General features: G+C 34.1%; 10 protein-coding genes. 5 read left to right on the top strand and 5 right to left on the bottom strand.

Features of this window, described 5'->3' with window-relative positions:
• Nucleotides 1-36: 36 nt before the first annotated feature.
• On the bottom strand, nt 37-2,238 hold the full coding sequence (locus tag ACFSR1_RS06450; RefSeq protein WP_378290785.1) for a T9SS type A sorting domain-containing protein: 2,202 nt from the start codon (nt 2,236-2,238) through the stop codon (nt 37-39).
• 351 nt (nt 2,239-2,589) lie between these two features.
• Here ACFSR1_RS06450 and ACFSR1_RS06445 point away from each other — a divergent pair, with 351 nt between their 5' ends.
• Genes ACFSR1_RS06445 through ACFSR1_RS06435 form a run of 3 tightly spaced genes read left to right on the top strand, consistent with a single transcriptional unit; the run spans nt 2,590 to nt 5,472 of the window.
• Nucleotides 2,590-3,489: an EamA family transporter gene (locus ACFSR1_RS06445; protein WP_378290783.1), complete on the top strand. Its 900-nt coding sequence runs from the start codon at nt 2,590-2,592 to the stop codon at nt 3,487-3,489.
• Nucleotides 3,490-3,527: 38 nt separating this feature from the next.
• Nucleotides 3,528-4,655, top strand: coding sequence for a hypothetical protein (locus tag ACFSR1_RS06440; protein WP_378290781.1), 1,128 nt, complete (start codon nt 3,528-3,530; stop codon nt 4,653-4,655).
• Entirely contained in the window at nt 4,627-5,472 is an 846-nt protein-coding gene (locus ACFSR1_RS06435; protein ID WP_378290779.1) for a tetratricopeptide repeat protein, read from the top strand. The genes ACFSR1_RS06440 and ACFSR1_RS06435 overlap by 29 nt, the downstream gene beginning before the upstream one ends.
• Nucleotides 5,473-5,558: 86 nt before the next feature.
• On the opposite strand, the gene ACFSR1_RS06430 is transcribed toward ACFSR1_RS06435, so the two are convergent.
• Both ACFSR1_RS06430 and ACFSR1_RS06425 read right to left on the bottom strand, forming a co-directional pair.
• Complete coding sequence (locus ACFSR1_RS06430) at nt 5,559-6,275, bottom strand: DUF2071 domain-containing protein (RefSeq protein ID WP_378290778.1); 717 nt, start codon at nt 6,273-6,275, stop codon at nt 5,559-5,561.
• 38 nt (nt 6,276-6,313) lie between these two features.
• A complete protein-coding gene (locus tag ACFSR1_RS06425) occupies nt 6,314-6,883 on the bottom strand; it encodes a DUF4251 domain-containing protein (RefSeq protein WP_378290776.1) in 570 nt (189 codons plus the stop codon).
• Nucleotides 6,884-7,148: 265 nt separating this feature from the next.
• On the opposite strand from ACFSR1_RS06425, the gene ACFSR1_RS06420 reads away from it, so the two are divergent.
• On the top strand, nt 7,149-10,151 hold the full coding sequence (locus ACFSR1_RS06420; RefSeq protein ID WP_378290774.1) for a galactose-binding domain-containing protein: 3,003 nt from the start codon (nt 7,149-7,151) through the stop codon (nt 10,149-10,151).
• Nucleotides 10,152-10,266: 115 nt separating this feature from the next.
• Here ACFSR1_RS06420 and ACFSR1_RS06415 read toward each other — a convergent pair whose 3' ends face one another.
• Nucleotides 10,267-10,983: a DUF6090 family protein gene (locus tag ACFSR1_RS06415; protein WP_378290772.1), complete on the bottom strand. Its 717-nt coding sequence runs from the start codon at nt 10,981-10,983 to the stop codon at nt 10,267-10,269.
• A 121-nt stretch (nt 10,984-11,104) separates the two neighbouring features.
• Between ACFSR1_RS06415 and ACFSR1_RS06410 the strand changes: the two genes are divergently transcribed.
• Entirely contained in the window at nt 11,105-12,310 is a 1,206-nt protein-coding gene (locus ACFSR1_RS06410) for a multidrug effflux MFS transporter (RefSeq protein ID WP_378290770.1), read from the top strand.
• Nucleotides 12,311-12,313: 3 nt separating this feature from the next.
• Here the strand turns inward: ACFSR1_RS06410 and ACFSR1_RS06405 are convergent, their stop codons facing one another.
• A complete protein-coding gene (locus tag ACFSR1_RS06405; RefSeq protein ID WP_378290768.1) occupies nt 12,314-12,496 on the bottom strand; it encodes a hypothetical protein in 183 nt (60 codons plus the stop codon).
• Between the last annotated feature and the right edge of the window lie 126 nt (nt 12,497-12,622).

Here is a 12,622-nt window from a genome sequence, read left to right as displayed (position 1 = left end):
GCATCTTTCTGTATATAATTAATGGTTACTTACTACTTATTGAACTATCAATTTTTTGGTAACATCCTCATCTCCTTTGGATTGAATTTTCACGATATAAACTCCAGAACTAAGCGCTAAGCTGCTGGCAGAGAAATTATTTACACCGGTATCTAATTTCGTTTGATATTTTTTCTGCCCCAATGTTGTATAAATCGTGAGCATAATTTCCTGGTTACTTTCGGCATTTACATTAAAAGAGAATCGATCTCTTGTGGGGTTTGGAACCATCTGGATGGAACTTAGGATACCTTCATCCTCGTCACCCAATATAGTTCTTTTTGTATCTAAACTAGCAATAACTTCTTGTGCCGATCGACCACTACAGGACCCTTCGTATATTTTTACATTCGAGAAAATAGAATTATTTCCTGAACCGGCATCATTATCATTAATAAACACCAATCTGTCCATAGCGCCTGTATAGAAATTCCCAACAGGAATTACATATGTTGTTGTACCAGAAGAATAGTTGTCAAAATTAGTTACTCCATAATTTTGAGTACCATGTACTTTGAAATATCTTGACGATGTTAGCGAATTATTGTCCTCAAAACCTACTGCGTGAATTTCTCCTTGCGATGTACTACTAAAGTCGAACTCAATTACAGTATTAGCAGTAACTGTATAATTGATCGGAATGAATTTCCAGGTATTGTTTGTTAAAGCTAAAGCCCCTCCTCCATTTTGTATAGAGAAATCACCGGCACTATCCTGATTGGAGAAAGAATTTATGCTAAAATCATTAAAATTAATAGCATCACAGCTTGGACCTGGATCAACTGTACCATTTTGGATAGAGATAGCATCGATCGCAATATCACTTTGCCATCCACTATTTCCGCTACCTGTAACTACGATAAATCGCAACTGTACACTTGCTTCTCCGGCATATGCAACCAAATCCACATTAGCTGCATTCCATGTATTTCCTTGATTACCATTTCTACTAAACACAGAAGACCAGCTTCCGGTATTATCCGTTCTGGCTTCAACTACCAGACTATTAATAGTACTACCAAACATATGATACTGGAAGTTTAGCGTTGGTGTGGGTACATTACTAAAATCTAAACAAGGTGAATTAAGTATTGCTGTTTTATTAGGAAAACCTGTTCCGTTACCGGATGCCTCCACATAGAGATAAAAATTACCATCTGCTCCATTAGATGGCCCTGTATTATTAGAAGGTGTCCCTCCTGAATCTCTAGTCCAATTAAGGTCATCACTATTGGATTGCGACCATTGTCCTAAACTGCTTTCGAAACTTTCATTAAAAGGGAAAGATGATATTGTAGCTGTACAGGTATCTACTGGTGGCGGTGGCGGAACGCCATCTATTACACCATCTATATCAAATCGAGAAAAGAAGTTCCAAATTTCCTGAGAAGTACTTACATTTCCACCATTCCAGCTATGTCCTTTTCCCTGAACTCTTATAAACTCTGCTGTTACACCATTATCTCCGTTATCCCAAATCGAACGTGTAGATCCTCCTCCTAATTGAATCACATCCGGCGTGGAATCAGCATTGTTAACAGCTGCCCAGTATTCCATAACATCTTGTATAGGCTCATTGGTACCGTTACCATTGATGGAAATCACATTATCATTAGTACCTGTAATTTGTAATACCGCAGTAGGATGTTGTGGTTGACATTGGTTGTTATCGATCCATACTCTTGTCATACTTCCTGCAACCGATGCAACTGCAGCTATTCTTGGACTTAATTCGCAGGCTAATCGATAACTAAAAAAACCACCATTAGAGAATCCGGTGGCATAAATACGCTTTTCATTAATGTTATAATCCTGCTGTATTTTATCAATCAAGGCATCAGAAAATCCTAAATCATCTTCGTTACCACCAAAATTATTGTTGATGGCCCATCCTGAGAAAAAGCCTCCCAGACCCTGAGGTGTCACAAAAATGAATTGATTGTCTTCGGCTAATTGTCTAAAGTCACTTTGATTATATTGTGTGTCAATGTTATTGGTAAAACCATGGAAATTTAAAATAAGTGGAGCCGGCTTACTGGCATCGTAACTTGCAGGAACGTACAGCCGGTATTGTCTTGTTCTTCCATCATTTTGTAATGTGGCATTGATGACTTGTTGCGCATAGGTGGCAACAGTGGTAAGAAATGCTATGGCAAATAGCCATAAAAATCTTTTAGAAAAGTGTAGTTGAGTTTTCATTTTTAGATTTTAAGATTAATTAATTTGTGTTAAATAGATGATTTATTATGCGTGAATAATAAATTAGTTGACGGCAAATATATCTAAATAATTATGTAAATGTTAATTTTTATCATAAAATATTACAAAATTCATAATAATGTTATATAAAAAATAATAGAAGTATAATTCCTACATAGATTTTAACTTTTTCGGTTTAACATCATGATGAGGATTTATAGACTTTTGATACTTGCCGTGTATATTTTTTTCAGTATTGATTTCCTTTCTTTGAATCGTCGATTCATTGAATAATTAAAATATCATATATTCAATTATTCATAAAATCAGCTAAAAACTTATATTCGCGGCATGTGGATGTATTTGGGTTTATTGGCCGCACTTTTTTTGGGTTTACACAACTTATGCAAGAAACATGCAGTACAGGGAAATGAAGTTTTTCCGGTACTTCTTGGTACTATTGGTTCAGGTTTTTTGGTATTACTACCCTTTTTTATAGGTTCTCAGTTTTTCCCTGAATCCACAAAACAAATTGGTTTTCATATAGATCGAATTCCGTGGCAAACTCATGGTTTTATTTTTATAAAGTCGATGATCATGGCTGCATCTTGGGTTTTAGCATATCAGGCGTTAAAACATCTTCCCATTACCATTGTAACGCCGATTCGTTCTGCAGGTCCTTTCTTTACCTTTATTGGAGCGATTTTAATCTATCAGGAAAGGCCTAACTCTTTACAATGGATAGGTTTTTTTCTAATTATTTTCTCAGTCATCCTATATTCTAAAATCGGTAAAAAAGAAGGAATAAATTTCAAAAGAAACAAATGGATATTTGCCATTATAGGAGCCACTTTTTTAGGAGCTTCCAGTGGTTTATACGATAAATTTTTAATTCAGAGTTTAGAATTAAATCCACAAACTTTACAATTCTGGTTTTGCTGGTATACCGTTTTGATATTGTTGGTTATTTTATCACTCACGTGGTTTAACAATCCAGAGAAGCGAAAAAAGTTTACGTGGCGTTGGACTATTGTAGCAGTTGGTGTTTTACTACAAGCCGCAGATTATTTTTATTTTAAAGCATTACAAGATCCTGAAGCATTGATTATGTTATTATCTGCTATAAAACGTAGTCAAATATTAATCGCTGTAGTTATTGGTGGCCTGATCTTCAAAGAAAAAAACAAGCGGAAAAAACTGGTTCCTTTGTTTGGTATAATGGCCGGCGTATTTTTGATTTTATATTCCTAAAATTAAACTACCTTTATTCTAGAATCAATACCGACTAAATGCACCAGAAACTACAGCTATTATTATTATGTATCATCTGTTACTCCTGCAACACTACCTCGGATACTAATGAACGTTATTTTATTCCTCAAAATTTCAAAAATGAAGGAGTTATAAATAAATATTATACACATGTATATCCGAAAAACAAGCAGAACATAAAAACCAGTCTGGATTATTCGTGGACTAAGAAACTTAATGATAGTTTATACACTAAAGACATTTATAATCCAGCCTTTAAATTACAATCTTCTAAGCAGTTTACAATTGAAGATACGGATGCAGTAGAAGTTGGTTATAAACGTTATTACCCTAGAGATACACTGAATGCCGTATATCCTGATGATATCAAGACTACATACATACCTTTTAGTAAGGATACGGTTTATTATCACGCAAGATTACATAATAGTGACTCTATATATATTGATGTTCAACATATTGCAAAACTGGTTAAGGATACTTTAATCGAGTCTAAACCTGCAAAAATTATTGAGCAAACAACAACGAGTACTACAGTTTTTGGTACTACTCGAAGAGATACCATGCAATATCATTCTCGTAACATTTATGTCCGGGATTTAGGACTCTACTCATCCACACTTACTACAGATGAAAACGTTATAAAAAGAATTTTAGTAGAACAAATCCTTCCAAAACAATTTGACTCATTATCTAAACATGGTATACAGCGGGTTGGATATATTGATTTTGATAAAACGATTGATAAAGACAAAGACTTAACACTTTGTACCGATCATAAGTTTATAGCTGATTACTATAATGGTGGAAATGATCGCGCAGGATTTATAGGTGGAAAAGGAAAGCTAAAAAAGCTGGTGTATGGTAGTTTGGATACTGATAAACTGAATAATGCATCAGGATACTTGACCTTTAGGTTTGTTATTAACTGTAAGGGTATAGCCGGTAAATTTATTACTGATCAATCAGCTGATTTTGATTATAACGAGAAACAATTCTCAAAAGAAACGGTCACACATCTCTATGAGATTATTTCTGGTGTAAAAAAATGGAAACCTTGTGTAATTAGAAATGTAAAAAGAGATTCTTACTTCTATGTAACTTTTATTTTAAAAAATGGAGAGATTAAAGATATTTTACCGTAATGTTTTTTGTATTGTATTATTGATGAGCTCTTGTAATCAACAACCAAAATTATACAAGAAAGAATTTAATGAAACAGGGTCAAAAAAATATGCAAAACAATTTATAGAAGGATTACACGGATCCTACTATCAAGGTTCTCCAGAAGAGCATTTTTTAATCCATGAAGCAGGTGTTTTAGATTCTACTTTATCGGACGTATACAGAGAAATGGGAGCATCCAGAGTAAAAAGAGGTATCAATACTGAGGCGATGAAGAAATATGCAAAAGCAGTGGAATTGGATCCGGAATCGTGGCAAGGATATCGAGGATATCTATATTTATATTTTTATAGAGATTACGATAACGCCATCAAGGATTTTGATGAACTAGATGTACTTACTCCTAATTTTGTCGATTATCCGCAGTCTGAAAACATAGATTTTATGCGTGGTATAGCTTATATGATGAAAAAAGACTATCTCAAAGCTCAGGAATATTTTAAAAAGTTCTTTGAGCATGAATCTAAATCCGGAGATTTACGTTATATAGAAAGCAGAGCTTTTATGTATCACGGAATCACCTATTTTGAAATGGGTGATTTTGAAAATGCGCTGGAAAAATTTGACTTGGGAATAAAAAACAATAAAAATGCAGATCTGTTTTATTGGAAAGCAAAAACGTTAAAGAAACTACATAGTAATCCTTCTGATATTAAAAGACTTTTGCAAACATCAAAGGAACTTTTGGCACAAGGATATAATAGTAGAAGACCGTATGTAGAAGAGTTTTACCAAACTTATATAGAAGATATTGAAAAATTAAACAGTAGTATCTAAAGATATATAACTAAAACTACACCGTGGTTTTCTTATTTTTAGGAAACTAAAGGTTTGTAAAGTTTTCTGCTATAAATTTTATTTCCCTAATGGGTTGCTATTTTTTTCAATCCAATCCATTCGTGTTCAATATTTTTCATCAAAAGAGCGTTATCAAATTTCACAGAACCTTTTGGAAAAATATTTTCATCCTCAAAAAAACTAGACTGAACTTTTTTTACATCCAGCAAAGACAGTTTCCAGTCATACGTTCTTAGCTCTAAACCATCAAAACCATTTTTATTAGGAGAATATCCAACCGAGCCAATCTCGAAAAAATCTGAAACACTATTTAGATTTTCAAATACACTTTCTTTATTCCAACAATCAGTTTCACTAGCTTCAATAGATAAAGAAGTATTATCATCACTAATGAACGATACATTATAATGACCGTCGTATTCATCAACCTTAAATTGGGCGAAATGATGAATACCCGGAAAAATTTTTCCTCCGGCCAAAGAATTTAATTTGGAGGAAGTATCTCTTCTTGGAATGTAGACACCTTCTTTTCGTTTTCCGTTTTCCGTCCATTCAACAGCAACTCGGTGAGCTCCATTCTCAGATGAAATTCCGATTTGTTTGGGCAATCCTTTTGGTCTGATAGCTTTTAGTCTAATCAAACATATTCCGGCGATACCTTTTCCTTCAATAAGCTTAGGTTTAAACGGCTCAGGTAAATAATTTTCTAATACTTGGCCGTCAACTTGATAGTTTATGAGAATTCGACGGTCAATTATCCCATTTATTTTCGGTATTTTCATTCTTGATTACTACTGCTAATGGTGAGGTATTGTGTAAATTAATTTGTGACCAATCCATCATTTGGTGTTAATATAGACACAGTACCTCGATATCTAATAGAAGTTCGATGAGTGCTATTAATATTAATACTGCTGGTCCAGTTAGGATATAATGTGATCGTTACTCGATATGATTCTCTGTTATGCTTAACAGTAAACTTGATCATATGCTGTAGTCTATTCTCATCTTTTGTTATTTCATATCGATCCGGAATACCTTTAAACTTAATCCCACCTTCATTTCGGGTATATTGTCCTGGTAATTGACGTTCGCCATAATAGGGTAAGTCCATAGCGATACTATCGCCATAAAATTTTATATAATTTGGATTTCCAATAAGACTTATACCATTAACAGTACTGCCCGGTGGAAGCAGTCCACTATTGGCAATCACATTCATACTAGTTGTTGCTAATGGATACATCCAATCCGATTCTATCTTAAATGCTTTCTTGGCAATCATTGCTTCCAAAGCTTCACTTTTTGCAGTAGGTTCTATTACTTTTTTTGTACTATTACACCCTATGAACATACCTCCTATCATTAATATAAAAACTAAACCCCTCATCTTTCCACTATTTTGTGTAACAAAATTTTATCAATAATCTTTATAAGGTAATTTACGAATTTTAGTTTTATGATTCCACTGTAAACCACTATTTTGGGTTAATTTTAGAATTTAGAAAGCCTTATCCTCAGCGTATACTAGAAAACTACTTACAAATTCTAGAGAGGAACCTACCTATACTAAGTGATTATATAAATTTATAAATTGGTTGACCAATTTAAATATTATAAACCAATATATACTATAACCACTTAACTCATTTATAATGAACTACTCTTATCCTATCAAAAAAGTCATTTCCTCTTTCTTTTTTTACTTCATAGCTATACATTTTATAGAAGCTCAGATGGTACATCCCGGCATATCTCATAAAAAATCGGATCTTGACAGAATGAAATATATGGTAGAAGCAAGAATAGACCCTTGGTATACTTCTTATCAAAATATGATTGATGATTCTAAATCCAGTTATAATTATAATGTTCAGGGTGATGAAAGTTTTACAGTATTAGCAAGAGATGCTCCCAGAACAAATTATAATGCATGGAATAGTGACATCCGTGCTGCGTATTATAATGCCCTTAGATGGTATATTAGTGAAGATGCCAGACATGCTGAGAAAGCCATAGAAATTTTTAAAGCTTGGTCTAATTTAAAATCCGTGACCAGTAACGGAACAGAAGCATTAAGTGGTGGTATTGCTCATATCATGATTGAGGCTGCAGAGATTATAAAAAGCACCTACTCTGGTTGGTCAGCATCTGATATACAGAAATTTAAAGATATGTTAGTTTATCCTGGATACTCTAACACAACCGTTCCTCCTGATATTAGATCTAATAGTACATTTTATTGGAGTTCCTACCAAGGAGATCCCGGACGTCACGGTAATCAGGGATTGTCAGGTTGGCGCACGGTTATGGCAATGGGAATCTTTTTGGATAACGAAATCATGTATGATCGAGCACTTAGATATATAAAAGGACAAACACACCGCTCTGATGACTTATCGTATCCATCAGGTCCAAGAAGGCACACAAATCTTATTGCTTCAGGAGAACACGCGGACACCTATAATACTTCACAAGGAAACTATATCCCAGATTATGGGTATAATGAAGTATTGACAAATTATATTTATGAGACAGGGCAATGTCAAGAATCATCTAGAGATCAAGCGCATGTAATGTTTGGTTTGGGATTATTAAACTCTATGGCAGAAATGGCTTGGAATCAAGGAGATGATTTATACAGCCATGAAGATGATCGACTACTATTGGGATTAGAATATTCATTACGTTATAATGTATCATATGTAGCTTCATATCCTGATCAAACCTCTCACTGGGAACCAAGTACTTTTCTTCAAGGTTTTGATAGAACTGAAAGATGGTATAGTAAATCTATAAGTCCAGACGGTATTGGAGGTTTTACAAAAAATCGTCCTAATTGGGAGATGTCGGTAGGACATTATATTGGTAGAGGATTTAAATCGGAAGATGAAGCGAAATGGACATTGCGCGCCCGAGACAAATCAATAGAAATAGATGGATACGAACAAGCTGGCTGGACCAACGATGCTTTAGGTTGGGGAGGTCTAACATATAGGAGACCATCTGGTTGTTATGGAGATCCAATCAGTGGGTTCACCAATGGATTACCTAATTATAATATGAATGTTTTACCAATGACGATTGAGGCAGAAAACTATGATTACTCTCCTGTGATTGGAGACGGAAGAACCTATAAAGATGCTTCTAACGGCAATTCCGGAAATCAATATCGTACCGACGAAAATGTAGACATCCAGAATCGTACCGGAGGTGGCTATAATATAGGTTGGATAGCCACTGGTGAGTGGTTGACATATACAGTTTATGTCCCAGAGACAACTACTTATGATATATCTATAAACTATGCAGCAATCAATACTAGTGGTAAAATCAAATTCGAATTTGGAGGCAGTGATAAAACAGGTGAAGTAACTCTACCTTCTACTGGAGGAACACAAATATGGAATGATCTTACCGTTAAAACAGGAATCACATTATCCAAAGGAGTACAAAGCATGAAAGTTTTAGCTAGCGGATTTTCTAATTCCTTTAATCTTAATAGTATTACAATTTCTATTAATAATGATAATGGGGGATCAGATAATCTCGCTTTAACTGGTATAGCTACACAATCGTCTACGAATCAAACACATGGAGGCGATGCTACAAGAGCTATAGACAATAATACCAATGGAAAATGGTCTGGAGGATCCGTAACACATACTGAAAATGAAGCAAACCCTTGGTGGCAGGTAGATTTGAAGTCAAGTTATAATATTGATGAAATTGTTATTTTTAATAGAACAGATAGTTGTTGTATAAATAGATTATCAAATTTTACGGTCTCCGTTATAGATTCTGAAGAAAATACTACATTTTCTAAATCTTTTACCTCTGCTCCTAACCCGTCAATCACTGTAAATGCAGGAGGAACAACCGGACAGATAATCAAAATACGGATACAAGGAACTGGTATTTTATCTCTGGCTGAAGTACAAGTATATGGAGAAGCTGTGACCAATGATGGAGGTAATTTCCAGTTAGTAAAAAGAAATGCTACCAGTTTTGCTATTGATGGTGGTAGCGGAGCGGTTGCAGGTAGAAGCGTTGAGCTGTATACCTATGTGCAACACAATAATTTGACATGGACAGAAATTGATCATGGTGGAGGTTATTATTCATACCAAAAATACAATACCAATGTATGCTTAGATGGTGGATCCGGAGGAGCTAACGGACAAGATGTGACACTACAACCTTGTGATGCTTCAGATTATGGTCAGCAATGGCAAAAAATAGATGCCGGATCGGGACATTATCGATTACAAAAACGAGGAACCAATTATTCGCTAGATGGTAACCATGGTGGCGCTATTGATCAAAATGTGTATCTATGGGCCTCTAGTAGCACCAATCAAAATCAGCAATGGAGGTTTGATACGGTTGGAGGTTCTAGATTAGGAACCAGTGAAATTAAAAATACTAATATGTACCTTTATCCTGTTCCACTCTCAGATGTACTTCATATTAGTATCGATGGTTCAAAAGTCGCTAAAATAGATATTTTCAACAGTGCGGGTCAAGCAGTATATACCGAGCAAATAGAAAATGGAATTGGTACAATCAGTTTAGGACATTTACCAATTGGATTATACATCGCAAAGATTACCAATGGAAAAGAAATCATTAACAGAAAGATTTTAATAGAGAAATAACTTAAAAAAAAACCTTTCGCTTATTCCAGAATTAATAAAGTAAAATATCTATTCGTTTTCTATTTATCAAGTCTGATGATTTTAATCGAAAACGAATAGATCATTATATAAAATTCTAATTAACTACTCTTTTTTCTATCCTATCTAAAATGTCTTTCGCACTCTTTTGGTACTGTTCCAATATAGGTTTAAGATTTCCAAACACCAACATATGATGAATTGCCAATCTAGCTTTATACGTATCACTCACATAATATTCAAACATTTCTGGATTGTCCAGTTTACGCAATAACAAATCCCCTACCCAAGGATGATTATACTTCAGATAATCCATATTATCAGTGATATCTGCTCCTATTCGTTCATGTGTTTCTTTTAATAATGTATCAAAAGCGTTATGATTTGCTAATATTCTGGTCACTAGGCTATCTGTTTCCCCACTACTTTCGAACTTTTCTAATAATCGAATTCCTTTTTGCTGTAATTCAAATGGATTATAGCTCAATACCAATCCCATAGCAGTAGGATTTTTTTTATACATATCTATGTTTACAGAATCACTCAAAAACTGATCAAAAACTTTCTTACGTGTATCTAAAAAAACTAGTGACCTTCCTACTTGTAGCGTATCAATTTTTAGATCTTCCTTATAAGTAATTAAAATATTTTTCAGCTTATTCTTAGTTTTTCTTACCTCATTAGCATTATTAATACTCACAGCAATCAAAATACCAATGACTACTAGAATAATTTCCCCTATTGCATATAATAGATATTTTCGTATCCCTTTAACGTTCATTAGACTTTTACGTTGTTGATTAAACAATTTCATATCACCAATATACAATAAATTAGAAATGCTATTTATACCAAAAAATACGTTGCTACTAAATAAAGGTTAAATAGCGATCATCAATATTAGACTATATTCCTAAATAAGCTACTTTTGCCGAATGCCGAAAAAGAAATATGCACAGTTAGAATTTATTGTCTTAATGGCCTCACTGATGTCTATTGTGGCTTTGGCTATTGATGCATTATTACCTGCATTAGATATTATAGGAATTAATATTGGTACGACCGAATTAGCGGATAATCAATTATTGATTACGATGATCTTTTTAGGTCTTGGTATCGGTCCTCTTATTTTTGGACCAATATCGGATAGTATCGGAAGAAAACCAGTAGTTTATATGGGTTTTGCCCTCTTTATTATCGCAAGTTTTATGTGTATTAATGCTACTAGTCTTACGGTGATGATTGCCGGAAGGATTCTACAAGGTATAGGGCTTTCTGCTCCCAGAACGATAGCCATCGCTATGATTCGAGATATTTATAGCGGGAATTATATGGCACGTATTATGTCATTTATTACGGTAGTTTTTATTTTGGTCCCTATCATAGCACCAGCATTAGGTAAATCGGTATTAGACCATTACAATTGGCAGGCCATTTTTTATATTCAGCTAGTATTTAGCGGTTTGGTCTCACTTTGGTTTTGGAAACGTCAAAAGGAGACCTTAGAAGTGTCGAAACGTATACGTTTTTCTTCTCATATTTTTGTAGATGGTATAAAGGAATTAATCAAATATCAGGCTACCATTGGCTATACTCTTATCTCCGGTTTTATTGTAGGTTCATTTTTAGTGTATCTCAGTAGTTCACAACAAATTTTTGAGCAGCAATATAATCTCAAAGATGAGTTTCCTTATATTTTTGCTTTATTAGCCATTTCTATCGGTACTGCAACTTTTTTGAATGGTACGTTGGTTCTCAAATATGGAATGAAGAAACTGGTATCAATTTCGCTCTATGCGTTCTTTGGTATTTCATTATTGTATATAGCCTTGTTTCACAATGGGACGAACCCCAACGTTGTTATTCTTTTGATTTTCTTTGGATTGCAATTCTTTTCGATTGGATTTTTATTCGGGAATTTAAGAGCACTGGCTATGGAACCAGTTGGTCATATTGCGGGAATCGCAGCGGCAATAACGGGATTTGTTAGCACAATAATGGCTGTTCCTATTAGTACCTACATAGGAAGATATGTTGAAGATACTGCACTACCTCTTTTTCTGGGTTTTCTTGTTTGTGCAGCAATTTCTATTGGGATTCTTATATATCTAAAAGCTTCCATGCGAAAGACAAAACAGTAACTTTTAGCTATTAGAACCTCGACCTTCTATGTTCTTATTGACAGGAACAGAAAGCTCACCATCACCTTCGATGGAAAATTTATCTCTCTTGGATCCATATCCAAAATTAGAAGATCTACGATACTTTGTTTGGAAATCTGCAAACTTTCTTTTTGACCAGGATTTCTCTTTATTTTGACTTTCCATATCTAAATATTTATGGTTTATGTACCTGACTAACAATCAATTTCAATTCTAAGTTAGATGTTTTTTTAGAATTTTGATGAAACGTTAACATCAAATTATAATTATTTACTTGATTTTCATTTAATT

This window comes from Aquimarina rubra (genome assembly GCF_042684305.1).
Taxonomy (GTDB): Bacteria; Bacteroidota; Bacteroidia; order Flavobacteriales; family Flavobacteriaceae; genus Aquimarina; species Aquimarina rubra.
This window is presented reverse-complemented; position numbering and strand designations above follow the sequence as displayed.